16 protein-coding genes are annotated in these 15,864 nt (G+C 62.1%); 5 read left to right on the plus strand and 11 right to left on the minus strand.

Annotated features, from left to right (window positions below):
* From N554_RS0128560 to N554_RS0128585, 6 genes are all read right to left on the minus strand, one after another.
* A partial coding sequence (locus N554_RS0128560; RefSeq protein ID WP_029586597.1) for a cache domain-containing protein occupies window positions 1-1,195 on the minus strand: 1,195 nt, incomplete at its 3' end.
* Between the two features lie 365 nt (window positions 1,196-1,560).
* Window positions 1,561-1,866, minus strand: coding sequence for a hypothetical protein (locus N554_RS40470; protein ID WP_029586598.1), 306 nt, complete (start codon window positions 1,864-1,866; stop codon window positions 1,561-1,563).
* Window positions 1,867-1,869: 3 nt separating this feature from the next.
* Entirely contained in the window at window positions 1,870-3,201 is a 1,332-nt protein-coding gene (locus tag N554_RS0128570; RefSeq protein WP_081851460.1) for a MocR-like pyridoxine biosynthesis transcription factor PdxR, read from the minus strand.
* A 268-nt stretch (window positions 3,202-3,469) separates the two neighbouring features.
* The gene (locus N554_RS0128575; RefSeq protein ID WP_029586600.1) at window positions 3,470-3,706 is read right to left on the minus strand and encodes a hypothetical protein; all 237 of its coding nucleotides are present in this window, start codon (window positions 3,704-3,706) and stop codon (window positions 3,470-3,472) included.
* 83 nt (window positions 3,707-3,789) lie between these two features.
* Window positions 3,790-7,488, minus strand: a complete 3,699-nt coding sequence (locus N554_RS0128580) for a hypothetical protein (protein ID WP_029586601.1) — start codon at window positions 7,486-7,488, stop codon at window positions 3,790-3,792.
* A 272-nt stretch (window positions 7,489-7,760) separates the two neighbouring features.
* Window positions 7,761-8,030, minus strand: coding sequence for a DUF3551 domain-containing protein (locus tag N554_RS0128585; RefSeq protein ID WP_029586602.1), 270 nt, complete (start codon window positions 8,028-8,030; stop codon window positions 7,761-7,763).
* Window positions 8,031-8,101: 71 nt separating this feature from the next.
* On the opposite strand from N554_RS0128585, the gene N554_RS0128590 reads away from it, so the two are divergent.
* The gene (locus N554_RS0128590) at window positions 8,102-8,332 is read left to right on the plus strand and encodes a hypothetical protein (RefSeq protein WP_156042163.1); all 231 of its coding nucleotides are present in this window, start codon (window positions 8,102-8,104) and stop codon (window positions 8,330-8,332) included.
* A gap of 104 nt (window positions 8,333-8,436) precedes the next feature.
* On the opposite strand, the gene N554_RS0128600 is transcribed toward N554_RS0128590, so the two are convergent.
* From N554_RS0128600 to fliL, 4 genes are read right to left on the minus strand one after another with little or no spacing between them, the layout of a single operon-like run.
* Window positions 8,437-9,207, minus strand: coding sequence for a MotE family protein (locus N554_RS0128600; RefSeq protein WP_029586604.1), 771 nt, complete (start codon window positions 9,205-9,207; stop codon window positions 8,437-8,439).
* On the minus strand, window positions 9,204-9,641 hold the full coding sequence (locus tag N554_RS0128605; RefSeq protein ID WP_029586605.1) for a DUF6468 domain-containing protein: 438 nt from the start codon (window positions 9,639-9,641) through the stop codon (window positions 9,204-9,206). The genes N554_RS0128600 and N554_RS0128605 overlap by 4 nt, the downstream gene beginning before the upstream one ends.
* Complete coding sequence (gene fliM, locus N554_RS0128610; protein WP_029586606.1) at window positions 9,638-10,840, minus strand: flagellar motor switch protein FliM; 1,203 nt, start codon at window positions 10,838-10,840, stop codon at window positions 9,638-9,640. The genes N554_RS0128605 and fliM overlap by 4 nt, the downstream gene beginning before the upstream one ends.
* An 18-nt stretch (window positions 10,841-10,858) precedes the next feature.
* A complete protein-coding gene (gene fliL, locus N554_RS0128615; protein WP_029586607.1) occupies window positions 10,859-11,353 on the minus strand; it encodes a flagellar basal body-associated protein FliL in 495 nt (164 codons plus the stop codon).
* A 368-nt stretch (window positions 11,354-11,721) separates the two neighbouring features.
* Here fliL and flgF point away from each other — a divergent pair, with 368 nt between their 5' ends.
* Genes flgF through flgH form a run of 4 tightly spaced genes read left to right on the plus strand, consistent with a single transcriptional unit; the run spans window position 11,722 to window position 15,192 of the window.
* Window positions 11,722-12,486: a flagellar basal-body rod protein FlgF gene (gene flgF / locus N554_RS0128620; RefSeq protein ID WP_029586608.1), complete on the plus strand. Its 765-nt coding sequence runs from the start codon at window positions 11,722-11,724 to the stop codon at window positions 12,484-12,486.
* Between the two features lie 12 nt (window positions 12,487-12,498).
* Window positions 12,499-13,287 (plus strand): flagellar basal-body rod protein FlgG, encoded by a 789-nt coding sequence (gene flgG, locus N554_RS0128625; RefSeq protein WP_029586609.1) that lies wholly within the window; start codon window positions 12,499-12,501, stop codon window positions 13,285-13,287.
* A 13-nt stretch (window positions 13,288-13,300) separates the two neighbouring features.
* The gene (flgA, locus tag N554_RS0128630; protein WP_029586610.1) at window positions 13,301-14,431 is read left to right on the plus strand and encodes a flagellar basal body P-ring formation chaperone FlgA; all 1,131 of its coding nucleotides are present in this window, start codon (window positions 13,301-13,303) and stop codon (window positions 14,429-14,431) included.
* Between the two features lie 5 nt (window positions 14,432-14,436).
* Window positions 14,437-15,192 carry a flagellar basal body L-ring protein FlgH gene (gene flgH / locus N554_RS0128635; protein WP_029586611.1) on the plus strand — a complete coding sequence of 252 codons (756 nt, stop codon included), beginning with the start codon at window positions 14,437-14,439 and terminating at the stop codon, window positions 15,190-15,192.
* Window positions 15,193-15,521: 329 nt separating this feature from the next.
* Here flgH and N554_RS0128640 read toward each other — a convergent pair.
* On the minus strand, window positions 15,522-15,864 hold a 343-nt coding region (locus tag N554_RS0128640), incomplete at its 5' end, for an IS30 family transposase (RefSeq protein ID WP_029586843.1).

Here is a 15,864-nt window from a genome sequence, read left to right on the forward strand (position 1 = left end):
GCCCTTCGGCGATCTGCGCCCAGGCCCGCTGGTTGAAGAAGCTGATGCGGCAGTCCCGATCGACGGTGACCACGCTGTCGGTCGTACTCTCGAAGATCATCGTGATCCGAGCCGCGGCATCCTCGGCCTTTTCCTTTGCCTCGGACAATTCGTGCTCGCGGTGCTCCAGTGCGTCGGCCATGGTGTTGAACGCGTCGGCGACCCGGGCGATTTCGGATTTGTTCCGGATGTCCACGCGCCGCGAATATTCGCCGAGCCGCCATTGGTTTGCGGCGGAGACCAATTCGCCAAGCGGACGATGGATGAACCGGCGGGCGCCCAAAGATGTCAGGACCAACACCAGCGCGGTGCTTAGAGCGATCAGGAGGATGCCGCGGAGCGTGCGATCCTGGATCTCAGTGAAGGCCTGCGCCTTGTCGAGGCCAAAGCTGACAACGAGCGCCCCGGACTCGGCCTGCAGGGCCGAGTAGCCTTCGATCCGTTCCGTGCCATCGACGTCGAGGATATCAACCGCACCCCGGTCGTCCATGTTCAGGTATTTGTCACCGGGCATCTTCGTGCCGACGAACCGGCCGTTATGGGGGTAGCGCGCGAGATAGGTACCGTTGCGGTCCGTGATAGCGAGCGCGGCTCCTTCCGGAACACCCTTTCGCGCGATGTAGTCAGCGAGCCAATCGAGCCTGAGACCCGCGACGATGACGCCGCCTATCCGACCATCGTCGCCATAGAACGGCAACGCAAACTGAATGACCTTAACGCCAGTCGACAGACCTGCCGAGTATTCTCCGACCGAAAACTGGCCGGTCTTCAAGACGCTGGCAAAGTAGGGCCGCCCAACGATGGAAATTGGTCTATGGACTCTGTTCGTGTCACAGAAAGACCAGCCTTTGATGTCGGCGACAAGAAAGGTAATGAAGGCTGGAAATCGACGCTGCATGCCAGCCAGGTAAGCGTCGCACGCTTGGCTGTCCCTCGTTTTTATCGAGGGGAGTTCCGACATCGCGATCAGGACCTGACGAATTCCCTGTACGATCTGCTGTTGCTCTGCCGCGGCGAGCTTGGCCAGGCTGAGCGCCTGGTTCTGCACTTCGACCTGGCGCGCACGACGGAGATCCAATTCATTGTATGTTTGAATTGCGATCGCGGGCAGGAGCGCGACAGCCACCAGCAAAAAAAGGCGCGATAAAATGGTCACTTCTCGACCGACCCCAATCCTGTGTAGTTCGCCGGTCGGGGGGAGAATGCTGGGTACGTCTCGGTCGATGGCGAAACGCTATTAGTGATGCACTCGATGATCATCGTCATCCCGGCCGCCATACGAGCGCCGGGCAGGCGTCGTTTACGAAGATCAGTCTCATTTCAAAACTCTACGCCGCCCATCAAGCAAGATGCAGCGGCCGTGTGGCGGCTCAGTGCCATCGGGAGACAAACTTCGTTACGATCGTAACACGTCCAGGGCTCAAGACCGGCGGCAGTAGCCGACGCCGCAGATCAACGCGCGCAAGTGCAAGCCCGAAATCAAGGGCACACACGCCACATTCGTAGCATTACGTGGTTCGGCTAGATCAATTCGACTGCCGCGACCTTGTTAAGCGCCTGGATTTGGTCGGCCGCCCCCCGGGAAACCGAGCCTTCGGCGTAACGCACAATATCCAGTACCCGTGCAAAGACCTCGTCGGCAACGTCGACCGGTAGCGGCTCTTCGTCAAATGAATCGATGTAGGGGTCAATCATCGATGCAAGAAGCCTGTAAAGCGCGGCGTGCCCTGGATCAGCGCTGGCTCGCCCTATCAATTTTTTCTTTAGGGATTTGTAAGTGCGGAGGCCGTGATGCTGAGTGCTCAGCCAACTATGTAGTTCGGACATGTTTCATCTCTCCATACGAGAAGAAACGGCCAAAAATATCACGTACCGGCGAACGGCAAAAGTCTGTATGCGCGGGTCCACCAAAACGTGATCGCAACGTCCGGACATGACCGCGTTGCGCCACCACTTCCGAAAATGACCCATCTCGGAAGTGGTGCTGGTTACGTGCGGGATGCTGTTATCCTCAGTTCGCCGAGACCAGAGCTTCCGCATCCGTTGGATATGGCGCGCGAAGTGCCCTTCCTTTATGAAGGCAGCGACGATGGCTTGCGTCAGCTCGGGACTGCCCGCTGCAAAGACTTGAGTGATCTGCTCGAACCGCTCGACCTGCGTTTCCGGCACGACAAGATATGCAAGCCGAAGGCTTGGAAGAAGCACCTTGCTGAACGTGCCCGCATAGAGCACTCGCCCATCGCGATCCAGGCTCTTCAACGCAGGCAGAGGGCGGCTGACATACCGGTACTCGCCGTCGTAATCGTCCTCAATGATCCATGCGTTATTTCGCGCAGCCCAGTCCAGCAGCGCCAGGCGCCGGGGCAAGGATAAAGACACGCACAGCGGACTCTGATGCGCAGGCGTGACCACGGCTGCGCGCGCCCGTGGCGCTACCTTAATTCCGTCGGAAATGACCATGCCCTCCCGATCTACCGGCACCGAGACGGCTGCAATATGCATATGTCCCAATAGTTCTCGCGTAGGCGGGTATCCGGGGTTTTCAAGCCAAACGCGATCTCCCACCTTCAACAATGAATGAGCAATCAACTCGATGGTGTGGCGATATCCCGATGTCACGAATATCTGAGATGGGGAGCAGTTGATCCCGCGCGAAACTTGGAGGTATGCGGCGATCTCGGCACGCAGTACCGGCAAGCCGTATATAGAGGGATGAACCATGTCAGATGGTTGCATGGCACGTACACACCGCGCGCCCAGCCGTGCCCAGATCTTTCGGGGAAACATATCCAGGGCAGGCAAACCCATTTGGAACGGCAAGATCGAATCTGGACGAAAACTAGCCGCAGCAATGCCGCTATTGGACTGGGGCATCGGGGCTGCAATAGGCATTCGCGGCTTGAGGCCCGGCGTCACAATGGTCCCTGCCTGGCCGCGGGCTTGAATGTACCCCTCGGCAGCTAACAAAGAATAAGCTGCTTCAATAGTGCCTCTTGCCAAACCCAATTCTTTGGTCAGCGCACGTGCCGAGGGAATGCGGTCACCCGGCTTCAACAATCCGCTGGCAATAGCGCCGCGAAACCGATCGTAGATCTGGCGATAAAAAGGTTCGGCCGCCGTTCGATCCAACGGCGAGATCTTGCTGGCCTTTGCGACGGTCATGGACTAGCCGCCTCTGCAGATGAATTACAAATGATTATGCCATAATGACCCGAAGCGGCAGTCAAAGCGAATTGAAGCGATCTGCTTGCGGAAGTCCCTTTTGATCACCCGCTTGTGTGTGCGTCACCGCCCAGAGGTTCAAGCATCGCCGGCCTCTGCCGGAAGAAGGCACTTCCGGGCCGCGCCTTGCGCGGACCCGTTGGCATCGCCCCGGAATGATGGCCTGGATTCGCTCTGCTTCGCGCAGTGGCGAAGCACGGCAACACCCTCAACCGCTCACATCATATTGCTTGCTGAGGTGGTCGCCGATCTGGACCAGCATCGCGACGCATTCGGGATAGCCGGGTTTGGCGACGGTCGCCTCGGCGGCCTCGGCGCGGAATTCCCAGGAATCGCCATCGCGGACAATCGAGATGACCATGCCGTCGGGACAATCGGCGTGGACCTTCAACTGGTCTCTCGCCATCGCAACTAGTTCGGCTTCGGTCCTGGTTGGCTTGCTCATGATGGGGGCTTCCTCCGGACGTCGATCGCCGCAGGTTGCCGATTCTGCGCGCGTCTGTCGAGGGATGACAGCGGCGTGAGCCGCTACCTCGCCGCTTCAGCCCGCTTCAATCCGACGATCGCCGGCAACGAGCCGGTTGGCAACGGATCGGGCTTCGCCGTTTCCGGCGGCAGCAGCGCCTTCGCGGTCGCGTCCGGGAATCGCGTCCTCATCTCGCGCAAGAAGCCGTCGAGCGTATCGACGCTTGCCGCCATCCTGGCGATCAGGGCGAATTCGGCGCTGTTGGCGGCAGCCGGCTTGCTTGCGGTCTCGAACGCGGCGCGGTCGGCCTCCCCGCTCATCAATGGCGCATATTTTTCGCGGATGCGCGCCAACCCGAGAGCATCCTCGGCCAGCGCGTATCCGACCACGGCGCGGATCACGTCGCCCTTCTCCACAGCATTCAAGGGTCTGAAGTCGCGCCAGCGGTCGGCGTAATACAATTCGATCTGCTCGGACGCTTCGCGCCAGCGCCGCGACGCCCAGTAAATGTCGGATCGCAGCCGGATCGCTTCGCGGCCACTGATATTTGAGGTGATGTCGAGCGCCAGATCATGGCGTCCGATGTCGCTTTGCGCGCGCGCCTCCAACAGCAGCCGTTGTTGACGCAATTCGCCGGAGAGATCGGCAATACGCGTGGTGCGAAGCGCTGATATCGCGCGATCCGGCTTGCGGTTGGTCAGGTAGACCATCGCGAGGCGCGCGGCGACCTGCGCGCGCGCGGCGCCCTCGAGCCTTTTGTCGATCTGATACTGCAGGAGTTCGCTGGCCTGATCGAGCAGGTCGACCGCGACCAGCCGATCCGCGAGCCGGCGGATTATTTCGTCGCCGCGCCGCCCGATCGGCGTCAATTCGCGATATTCGTAAAACATCGCGAGCGCATCGACCGGTGGAAGATCGACGCCCTTCGGGCCGAGAAAAAGCTGCGCGAACAGCGCCGCCGCCGCATCCTGAGCCTGCCGTGATGGTTCGGAATTTGGCTGCAGCCGGGTGGCGGTCCGCACCGCCGCAAACGATTCACTGTAGCGTCCGATGTCGGCATACATCCCCGCCATCATTTGCAGCGTCTTCACCTCGATCGCGTCGCCGCGCCACATCACCGAAAGCGTTTCAAGTTCGCGCAACGCGTCGGCCTGGCTGATTTCGCCGCGCTTTTGCCGCAGCCTGATTTCAAACAATTTGGCTTCGGCCGCCGCGGCCCGATCAGGCGACCGCACGGCAAACCTGTATTCGTCGAGCGCGTCCCTGTCGTGTCCGAGCGCTTCCGCCAGCCAGCCACGCAACACCGAGATCGCCGGCTTCAGCTCGGACGGAATACCGACCACGTCCAGATCGCTATTACGTTTGGCGGCCCCGGAGTAATCCCTCACCTCGAGCGAGCAACGCATCGCTTCCATTATCACAATGCGCTGCAGCTCGATCGGCAGCGCGGTGATGGCGAACTCGACGTTCTTGAATTTCTCCCGCGCCTCCGCCCACTTGCCCTGACGCGCGTAGGCCAGCGCCTTCCACAGTTGCGAGTCGTAGTTGGTTCCGATCGCCGGATGGGCGAGGTCTTTCAGGGCCTGCTCGGGACGACCGATCAGGCTGCTCGCAACCGCGTGCACGATCAGAACGACGGGATCCTCAAGACCCAGCTTGAAGTCCGCCAACGCCAGATCGAGGACGCCCTTGGCTTCCGGATACATCGCACGCGACAGGTAGAAGCGCGCAAGATCGACCCTGGCCTCCGTGCGCTGGTTGGGCCCGACGGCCGCGGCGGCGGCCGCGGCAAGTGCATCCTCGCGCGCGATGAAGTTTTCGCTCCGGTTTTTGCGCCACTCGCCGATATCGAAAATGAGCCGGACTGCGGTGGACGCGCGCTCGGGGCCGACGCCGACCGATGACAGCGTCAAGCCGCCTGGCCTGCCGAGGATGATCTTGTCGGAAGCGACCTCGACGGTGATGTCATCGGAGTTCGGACGAATGGCGAGGCCGTGGACCGATTCCAGGAGCGACAGCTCGACAAAATCCTGCCGCTTGATGAAGCCGCGAGCCGGCGGCGGCGCCGTGACCACCATGATGGTGTCGCCCGCGTCGGGATCGATCAGCCGATGCAGAACGCCGGGTCCCGAGAGGGGCACGGTGACGTTGGCGAGCGTGGGGTCGGTAATGTTGCGTATCGCCGTCAGCGGTTGAGCCGGTGTTTGCATGGTGTCGGCAAATGTGAGGGTCCAGCTCGCGCCGGCGGCCTGATCGTCTCCTGTCAGCGACGGCATTTGGGGACGGTTGAGGCGAATGCGGATCGCCTGGCCCTTTTCCAGCGGCAACTGGCTGACCTCGGCGATGATAGACCCGCCCCTGCTGCGGATCGGCTCGACATCGACCGGTTTCAAGGAATCGAACACCAGCCACACGGTATCGGCGCGACGAAACAATGCCGCCGGCGTAGCGGCGGCAAAGGAAAACGTCAGGCGCAGGCCGTCGCTGTCTCGCATCGCGCTAACCGAAGCGGCGGCGGCGCCGGCCTTGCTTACGGGCGGCGACATGGTTGCCGGCGGCAGCTCGGGCGCGGCGAGAGTTGTTTTTGACGGCAGCTCCGCCGAAACAGCAGACACCTCCTGCGGCCGCGCGGGCTCCGGCGTTTCCGGCGCAGGCGACGGCGCTGCTTCGGGTTTGATGTCGATCTTGGCCTGCTGCGCGAATGTCTCCGATGTCAGCGGCGCAACCTCACCGGACTGCGGCGATGCCGGCGTTGCATCGGCTGGCTTGTCGGCGGCAGCCGGCGCGGTTGCCATCGGTGGGGTGGAGGCCGGAGCGGCTGACGCCGGAGCGACTGACGCTGGAGCGACTGACGCCGGAGCACGCGAGGCATCGGCTGCGGGCGACGGCGGCGCTGACGGTTTTTCCGCTTGCTGCAAAGTCACATCGACAATGTAGTTTTTGTCCTCGCGGAAGGAGTGGACATCGACATCGCCGATCAGTGCGATCTCCACTGCGGAGGAGTCGCCTTCGATCTTCTGGTCGATCGACGCAATATTCGCTGGCGCCGCCACTTTGGCGTCCACCAGATCGAAGTTGAGCGCGGCATTGAACGACAAAGTGAGTTTCTGACCGCTCAGTACCGACGAGACGCCGATGCCGCCAGGCATTTCAAACGCGAAGCGGACGAAAGTCGGTTGCACCGATGCGCGGACGCGTATCGGCGCGCGCTTCCTGGCCTCTACGGTCACGCGCTGCTGGCGCAATGCACGCTCGGCGGCACGCGCGCGCTCGGCCAGTTCGCGCACCACCTCGCCCGGAAGCGATGGAGGCTGACCGCTCCATGTGTCGGGCAACAGATCGATGAACACGCGTTCGCCGGCGGTCATGGTGTTGATGGTCACTCGGCGCGTCAATGACAGCCGGATCGCCGAGCCGTCGGGATCGCGGCGCGCCGAACCGACATAGTCGGGCACCGCGTCGGACAATCTGCCGATCGGGATATCCACCGGGCGCTTGAACCGGATGATGAGGATAGAGCCGGCGGTACTTACTTCGGATTCGACGTCTTCGGCGAGCTTGAAAACCAGTCGGGCGTAGCCGCCAGCTGCCGAAAACGAGGCCTCGCCTTTGACGGGTTCTGCCCGGCAGACACCGGAAAACGTCAAGCCCGCTACGATCACGCCGGCCGTCAGCGACAACGACCCACCGAGGCAGCGCGGGACCGCCCGCGCGCACGCGCGGCCTAGCGACCAAGATTCAGCGGCAGCCGTTCGCGCCATTCCAAGCCAGTCTTTCGGTTCAACGATGCAATCGCCGGCGGACGCCCTCGCGCGCGCCGCGCCTCCAAATCTAGGATTGGCTATTTAAGGATTTGTTAACGTTGGGAGCCTTTGAGGACAGTTAAGAGACATAGACCAACGCGAAAAAAGCGCCCGTCTCCTGTTGCGCCAACGCGCGTCGTCCAGCTCTCAAATCCGCACAGTTCGGATCAGCGCCGGCACCATCCGCCCTCATCTCCGACGGTTTCCGGCGCTACGAAGCTATTCACAGCTCAATAGACGCGGCGATGCCGCCGGTCTCGTCGTCCCGGCGACGCTTTTGCACCCGCGTAATACGGGTTGATGATGCATTGTGCGGCGCGGCCCGATGCTGACATATTGCACTGTGCCAGCGAGGTATAGGCGCACTCGAAGTAATAGTCCCTCCAGCTTTGGTAGACTTGCAGGCAGACCGGATACTTCGGATCATACGTCTGGGCGCGGGCCGACGGCGTTGCCGAAACCGTCGCAATCGTCAGAATCAACAAAGCCAGAATGCGCATCAAAATCTCCGTTGGATTACAAATGTGGTTATCCCGCCCTCGTGCCGGTAGTTCCTGACAACAACCCGCTCATGCCCGACTCCGAAACGCTCGCTATGCGCCCCACCGTGATCGGCGGCAAGCGCTACGCCGACGACTATCAGGTGGTTTGGCGCGGCATGTCGATCGGCCGGATCATGAAGGCGAGCGGAATAACGTCCTTGGAAGGCCGTCATCGCCGGACGACACTGGCACCGGCCACGATCTGGACGACGCCCAGGCCAAGTTCCGGACGGCTTGGGAACGAATGCGCGCCGGCCTGACCGAGGCGGACATTGCGCGTGCTCATCGCTATGCCGAAGCCAGCGCCGAAGCGCCCGGTATGACCGAAATTGAGCGGCTCTAATGGTACCGGTGCAGATATTTGCTAGTTGGGCTTTTGCGACAGCACCTTGCCTTCGATTTTGGGAAGGTCGGCAACGGCGGCGGATTTGTCCGCCCCGGCGCGGCGAGCCAATTCGACGGTCAGCCGCTCGGCCGCTTCCGGCGACATCAGGCCGAGGATATCGGACATCTTCCGCGGCGCGATCTGCGAGGCGATTTCGAACAGCACGGACATTTCGAGCCGGTCGAATACCTTGGCGGCGTCCTTCGGCTTCATGGCCTCATACATGGTGATGATGCCCTTGAAGCGCGCGGCATCGGTTTCGCTCTTCTGTGAGCTCGACGTAGTGATCCGCGCTTCGACCGCCTTCAATTCCTCGACGCGGGATTCGATCCGCTTTTCGGCCGCCTTGAGCAGGCTTTCGCGAATGTCGATCTCGCGGGCGCGCGCTTCGAGCTCCTGCCGCCGCGCCTGCAGCCGCTCAAGGATCGCGCGCTCCGACGGAGGCACCGGCTGGCTCTGGTCGGGATACACGACGACGCCGTCGGATTTTGCCTCCTCCGGTGCGGCAACAGCCGGAGGCGCAGCCTCTTTCGGCTTTTGTTGAAACGAACCCGTGATGTCGGCGGCATCGGTTTTGTTTGCAGCCGGAAAGTTGAGGGTTTCCTGCGCCCATGACCGCTTGGTCGACTGTGCCTGATAGTCGAAGACGTAGCCGCCATGGATCACAAGACCCGCGACCTTCAGCACCGCGAGGCCGAAGATCGCGGTCAGGACGATTGGAATGACGCGAATGTTACGGTAGGATTTCATGCGGCGAGGCCGTCAGACCTTCTTCGGTCGGAAAACGCCTGAGCCGCCGCTGCAATTGCCTTGGCCGTGGAGAGTTTGGGGGCCGCAGCCTCCGGCTCCGACGCCGGCCGCGCGGCGGTTACTATTCTGGACAGCCGCCGGATGACATTGTCGCCCTCCGCAAGGTGTTTCTTCAACTGCAGAGATATTTGGCCCGCGGCAGTCAGCTGGTTCCCGAGATGCTCGTTGACGTCGCGAACGGTGTGTTTGAGGCCGCCGATGGCGCGCTCGGCGATTTCGGTCGCGGTGATCAATTCCGCGATCGTCGCCTTCAGCGAATGCTCATCGGCCTTCAACCGCTTCAAACGCTTGTTCAACAGCATGCAATAACCGATTGTGACCAATAGCAATACTGCCACCAGACTTTCGATCGCAACTCCAATTGAATGACTCATTGGGCCTCCATCAACTTGGTTTGCTCATCGGCCTTCTCGAACATCGCGAAGGTGGTGTTCGGCTTGCGCAGTTGCTTGGTGACGCGAATGGCGACGCGGTCGCCGACCCGGCCCATCCGTCCCTCGGTGAGGGTGACGCTGCCGCAACGCACCGCCACCAGCGCGTCGGCGCGCATTTCGAGCGGCAAGGTGTCGCCGACTTTCAGCTTCATCAGCTGCTTGAGCGGAATGTCGGCCTCATAGAGCACGGCCTCGACCGCAATCTGCGCCTGCGCCACTTCGGTTGCGAAATGGCCTTCCCAGATCGGATCGCGGCCGAATTTCTCGCCCATGAACATCTGCAGCAACACGCCGCGGATCGGCTCGATGGTCGCATAGGGCAGCAACAGCTCGATATTGCCGCCGCGGTCTTCCATGTCGATCCGCAGCCGCACCAGGATCGCGGCGTTGGCGGGCCGGCTGATGGCGGCGAAGCGGGGATTGGTTTCGAGCCGGTCCATGGTGAAGCTCACCTGCGACAGCGGCCTGAACGCCTGTTCGGCGTCGGCCAGCACGACTTCGACCAGCCGCTTGACGAGGTTGGTTTCGATCGTCGTGTAGGGGCGGCCTTCGATGCGCATCGAAGTCTGGCCGCGGCGGCCGCCCAACAAGACGTCGATCATCGAATAGATCAGACTCGAATCCACCGTCGCCAGGCCGAAATTCTCCCATTCCTCGGCCTTGAACACGCAGAGCACGGCAGGGAGCGGTATGGAATTCATGTAGTCGCCGAACCGCACCGAGGTGATGCGATCGAGCGAAACTTCGACGTTGTCGGAGGTAAAGTTGCGCAAGGAGGTGGTCATCAGCCGCACCAGGCGGTCGAAGACGATTTCGAGCATCGGCAGACGCTCGTAGGACACCATCGCCGAATCGATGATGGCGCGAATGCCGGAGTTGTCGTCGAGATTGACCTCGCCGACCGAAAACCCGAGCAGGTTGTCGATTTCTTCCTGCGACAGTACGCGCTCGCCGCCGTTCTTGCCGCCGCCGAAGTCGCGGCTGCCGTCTTCGACCATCGCCGCCCATTGCAGCGCCATGGCGCCGGAGAGTTCATTGGCCGCAGCCGCTTCCGCAGCCTCCGTCGGGTCCTCGGAATCAAGTGAGGCCTCCCATTGCGCCGCGATTGCATCCTGGTCGACTGGATCGTTGCCCGCCATGATTTCAGATCCGTCCCGTCACTGAACGACGATTTCCTTGAACAGCACCGCGTTGACCTGGCTTGGCGAAATCGCGGCGTTGACCCGCCGGGTCAGTTCTTCCCTCAGGCGAAATACGCCGACTGACCCATTGAGATCGCTCGCCCTTAGCTCGCGCAGATAGGTTTGAAAAATATCGGTGACGCGCGGCAGGTTCGGCTTGATCGCTTCGGCCTGCTTCTCTTCCCTGACCTCGAGCACGAGCTTCACCTTGAGATATTGCACGCGATCGCCAGGCGAGCCGACCAGATTGACCAGCATGTCCGGCACCTCGACGAAGACCGGCGGTTTCGCCGGCGCCGCCGCCGCGCGCGTTTCTTCATCGGTATGCCGAGCCGAAAACAACCAGGTCGCGGCACCCCCGACGATCAGGAACACGCCGCCCGCTGCGATGATCAATTTGAGCTTGCTCTTGGGAGCTACGATCCGTTCGGCTTCCACCGCGCCGCCGTCCAGCTGTTCGTTGTCTGCCATCGCCCGCGCCCGGTTGGAATGAAATCGATGCCGCCAGGCAGGTCCGTGACGCGATACAATGCCCGCAAGCGCACACGCGCTCTCTTGATCCGGACGCTAAGGTAATAATGGTTAATGGAACCTTTCTTTTAGCCTTCAGCTAGGAAAAAGTTGCCGGGCAAACATGGTCAACAAGACCTTATTGCCGCCCTTCCGCACCCCGGCCAAACATCCAAGCCCTTGTAAATCCGCCATTTTCCAATCTGGCACGGCTTTCGCTCTGTTCTGTTGCGAACCGCGGGGCTTGGGAGAGCCCTACCCGGTTCGGAAGGATCCGCAAACGAGCCTGGGAGGGTTTTGCTGCGGATCGTTACAGGGGAGAACCACCGATGGAGAATGCGCTTCTCGTCGGACTTTCGCGGCAGATGGTGCTGCAACGGCAGATGGATGTCGTCGCCAACAACGTCGCGAACGTCAACACCACCGGCTACAAGGCCGACAGGTCGCTGTTCGAGGAGTTTCTCAACTCCCGCGCGCGCGAGGACAACTTCGTGCCCCAGGACCGACGCGTCAGCTACGTCCAGGACCGCGGCACCTTCAAGGACTTCTCGCAAGGCTCGAGCGAGCAGACCAAGAATCCGCTGGATGTCGCGATCGACGGCCGCGGCTTTCTGGTGGTGCAGACCCCGGCCGGCGAGCGCTACACCCGCGACGGCGGACTGCAGATCAACAATCAAGGTCAACTGGTGACGGCTGCCGGCAACCCGGTGCTCGGCAACTCAGGCCCGATCGTGTTCCAGCCGACCGACAAGGAAGTCAGCATTGCCGCCGACGGCAACGTCACCGTGCTCGAAGGCATCAACCGGATCGACGCGGTTCGCGGCAAGCTGCGCGTGGTCCGGTTCGCCGACGCGCAACAGCTCGTGAAGGAAGGCTCCAATCTTTATTCGGTTGGCGAAGGCGCCGCCGCAGAGCCCGACACGGCCTCGCGGATTCGCCAGGGCTTCATCGAAAAATCCAACGTCAATTCGGTGACCGAGATGAGCCGGATGATCGAGGTGACGCGGGCCTACACGTCGATCGCGACCTTGCTGCAGCAGCAGGGCGATCTGTACAAAATCGCCATCGAAAAACTCGCCGACGTTCCGGCGTAGGAGGATTAACCCATGCGCGCTCTTCACACCGCAGCGAGCGGAATGGCGGCCCAGGAACTCAACGTTCAGGTGATCTCCAACAACATCGCCAACTTGCGCACCACCGCCTTCAAGAAGCAGCGCGTGGCGTTTCAGGACCTGATCTACGACCACGTGCGCCGGGTCGGCGCGCAGGCGTCGGATCAGGGCACGATCCTGCCCGTCGGCGTCGACATCGGCGGTGGCGTCAAGACCGTCGGCACGCCGCGGCTGATGACGCAGGGCACGCTGTCGCAAACCGGCAACGACCTCGATATCGCCATCCGCGGCGAAGGTTTTTTCAAGATCCAGATGCCCGACGGCAGCTTCACCTATACCCGCGACGGCTCATTCCAGATGGACGCGCAAGGCCGCATCGTCAACGCACAGGGCAATCCGGTGCAGCCGACGATTACGATCCCGCAGAATTCCTCCGGCCTCGCCATCAACGCACAGGGCCAAGTGACGGTGACATTGCCGGGCTCGACCACGCCGGTCAATATCGGGCAGATCGGCCTGACGCGCTTCATCAACAAGGCAGGCCTGCAGCCGATCGGCGACAATTTGTTTACCGACACGCCGGCGTCGGGCGCCCCGCAGGACGGCATCGCCAACACCGACGGTCTTGGCGACATGCAGCAGAGCAATCTCGAGCAGGCCAATGTCGAGGCCGTCTCCGAGATTTCCGACCTGATCGCGGCGCAGCGCGCCTATGAGATGAACGCCAAGGTGATCAGCGCCGCCGACCAGATGCTGCAATCCACCTCCGGAATGTTCCGCTAGAGGGAAGCCGATAATGACCGTTCGTTCCCTCCTGCTCGCAACCGCCCTGCTCGCGGCCACGGCCGCCTCGGCGCAAGCCCGCGACGATGTCACCGCGGCGCCCCAGGCCCGCGACCACGTCATCGCGGTGCCCCAGGCCCGCGACCATGTCATTGCGGCGCCGGTGCTGCGCGCCAACGTCGCCGTCGCCGCCGACGTGGTGCGGATCGGCGATATCATCGACAACGCCGGCACCTCGGCGCAGATCGCGATCTATCGCGCGCCCGATCTGGGCACCACCGGCTCGCTGCCGACCGCACAGGTGCTCGCCAGTTTGCGGGCGCATCACGTGATCGGCGTCGATACCAGGGATTTGACCGCGATCTCGGTGACGCGGCTGGCGCGCACGGTGCACGGCAAGGACATCGAGGTTCAGGTCGCCCGCGCACTGGAGCGCCGCAACGGCCTTGGCGATGCCGATAGCCTCAGCCTGACATTCGATCGCGAGGTCGGGGATCTCCGCCTGGAGGTTTCGAACACCGGAGTGATGCAGCCGGCATCCGTCCGCTACGAGCCGCGCAACAACCGCTTCGATGTCAGCTTCGAGATCGCCAACGACAACGTCTCCACGCCGACCCGGCTGCGTTTCACCGGCACCGTCATCGAGACCGTCGAGGCCGCGGTGCTGGCGCGCAACGTCGAACGCAATGAAGTGCTAAGATCTTCCGACCTCATCGTCGAACGGCGTCCCAAGGCCGAAGTCGGCGGCGACCTCGCCGCGCGCGATCGCGCGGTCGGGATGCAGGCGCGAAAACAACTTCGCTCCGGCCAGCCGCTGAAGTCGGCCGATCTCGCCAAGCCGGACCTGGTGCAGCGCGACCAGAGCGTCACGCTGATCTACGAGGCGGCCGGGCTCTATCTCACGATTCGCGGCAAGGCGGTGGAAGGCGGCACCGAAGGCGACGTCGTCAACGTGCTTAACCTGCAATCGAAGCGCACGGTGTCCGGCGTCGTGACCGGCCGCGGCCAGGTTTCGATCTCGGTGGCAACGCCGCGTCTGCCCGCTACGGCGGACGCCACCTCCTCGCTCGGCGCCAATCAAGGCGCCGCGCCGATTTCAGTCGCCGCCAACGCCAGTTCGCAACTGTCTCCAAAAGCCGAGTAATGTACATGTTCGCTTCCCCTATCAACCGCATCATCCTTACCGGCGCATTGCTGGCGACAGCGTCAATCGCAAGCGGTTGTTCGTCGATCGACCGGCTGTCACAGATCGGCGAAACCCCGAAACTGACCGCGATCGAAAATCCGACGGCGCAGCCCGGCTACAAGCCGGTGCAGATGCCGATGCCGAAGCCGGAAGTCGCCTCCTACAATGCCAACTCGTTGTGGCGGAACGGCTCGCGCGCGTTCTTCAGGGATCAGCGCGCCGCGCGCATCGGCGACATTCTGACCATCACCGTGAATTTCACCGACAGGGCCAACATGGCCAACCAAAGCCAGCGCAGCCGGGCCTCCACCGAAGATGCCGCCATCACCGATTTCGCCGGCAGCAAGCTGCTGACCGGCAACGCTGCCAAAGTGCTCCCAGGCAGTCTGCTGGCAACCGATTCCACCGCGTCCTACGACGGCAAGGGATCGACCATACGGCAGGAAGCCCTGCAGACCAGCGTGGCCGCCGTGGTGACCCAGCTGCTGCCGAACGGCAACCTCGTGGTCGAAGGCAAGCAGGAGATCCGGGTCAATTTCGAAATCCGCGAACTGATCGTCGCCGGCATCGTGCGGCCGGAGGATATCCAGAGCGACAACACCATCGACTCCAGCAAGATCGCGCAGGCCCGCATCGCCTATGGCGGCCGCGGCCAGATCACCGACGTGCAGCAGCCGCGTTACGGCCAGCAGGTGACGGACATCCTGCTGCCGTTCTAAAAATAACTTCCCTCCCCTTGCCAACGGGAGGGTCAGGGAGGGGATCGAGCCGCAAGCAAGAACCCCCACCCTGTTTGCTTCCGGACGATGCTTCGCATCGCCGCGAGCAAACGGCCTCCCCCATTTTGGGGAGAGGCAACAAAGAGCTCCCACACCTCATCGCGAACCTAGGCGCGATGAAGTGTTCCAACGCGGCCTCCGTCAGCTCCCCTGGCGGAGGCCGCGGTCGTTTTGCGCTTAGAGCATGATCCGAAGCTCAGACCACCGGCGCTCAAGAGCAAATCAGACATCGCGTGGATTTGCCGCGAAGTCGTCAATTGACGGCGAGTTCAACCGATCGCTGCAACACATTCTGCGAACTTCTCAGCCGGCGTCTGATAGAGCAAGGTCTTTCTCGGCCTTTCATTGAGCTGCCTTGCGATGGCACTGAGCTTGGCCTGGCTGTGCAAGGACAGATCGGTGCCGCGCGGAAGATACTGGCGCAGCAATCTGTTGGTGTTTTCGTTTGAGCCGCGCTGCCAGGGAGACCGAGGGTCACAAAAATAGACATCAACCTCGGTGGCCAATGTCAGGCGCTGATGGTCGGCAAGCTCTTTGCCTCTGTCCCAGGTCAGCGACCGGTAAAGCTCGCTGGGCAATCGCTGCGATTGCTTGATCAGCGCCGAGACGACG

Source organism: Bradyrhizobium sp. URHD0069 (genome assembly GCF_000701345.1).
Classification (GTDB): Bacteria; Pseudomonadota; Alphaproteobacteria; order Rhizobiales; family Xanthobacteraceae; genus Bradyrhizobium.

Bases quoted from the DNA above. Each gene is read 5' to 3' on its own strand.
- flgF (WP_029586608.1), top strand. From the start codon at position 11,722: ATGGAGAATGCGCTTCTCGTCGGACTTTCGCGGCAGATGGTGCTGCAA.
- N554_RS0128585 (WP_029586602.1), bottom strand. From the start codon at position 8,030: ATGCGCATTCTGGCTTTGTTGATTCTGACGATTGCGACGGTTTCGGCA.
- N554_RS0128570 (WP_081851460.1), bottom strand. From the start codon at position 3,201: ATGACCGTCGCAAAGGCCAGCAAGATCTCGCCGTTGGATCGAACGGCG.
- flgA (WP_029586610.1), top strand. From the start codon at position 13,301: ATGACCGTTCGTTCCCTCCTGCTCGCAACCGCCCTGCTCGCGGCCACG.
- flgG (WP_029586609.1), top strand. From the start codon at position 12,499: ATGCGCGCTCTTCACACCGCAGCGAGCGGAATGGCGGCCCAGGAACTC.
- flgH (WP_029586611.1), top strand. From the start codon at position 14,437: ATGTTCGCTTCCCCTATCAACCGCATCATCCTTACCGGCGCATTGCTG.
- N554_RS0128590 (WP_156042163.1), top strand. From the start codon at position 8,102: ATGCCCGACTCCGAAACGCTCGCTATGCGCCCCACCGTGATCGGCGGC.
- N554_RS0128600 (WP_029586604.1), bottom strand. From the start codon at position 9,207: ATGAAATCCTACCGTAACATTCGCGTCATTCCAATCGTCCTGACCGCG.
- N554_RS0128575 (WP_029586600.1), bottom strand. From the start codon at position 3,706: ATGAGCAAGCCAACCAGGACCGAAGCCGAACTAGTTGCGATGGCGAGA.
- fliM (WP_029586606.1), bottom strand. From the start codon at position 10,840: ATGGCGGGCAACGATCCAGTCGACCAGGATGCAATCGCGGCGCAATGG.
- N554_RS0128605 (WP_029586605.1), bottom strand. From the start codon at position 9,641: ATGAGTCATTCAATTGGAGTTGCGATCGAAAGTCTGGTGGCAGTATTG.
- N554_RS0128580 (WP_029586601.1), bottom strand. From the start codon at position 7,488: ATGGCGCGAACGGCTGCCGCTGAATCTTGGTCGCTAGGCCGCGCGTGC.
- fliL (WP_029586607.1), bottom strand. From the start codon at position 11,353: ATGGCAGACAACGAACAGCTGGACGGCGGCGCGGTGGAAGCCGAACGG.
- N554_RS40470 (WP_029586598.1), bottom strand. From the start codon at position 1,866: ATGTCCGAACTACATAGTTGGCTGAGCACTCAGCATCACGGCCTCCGC.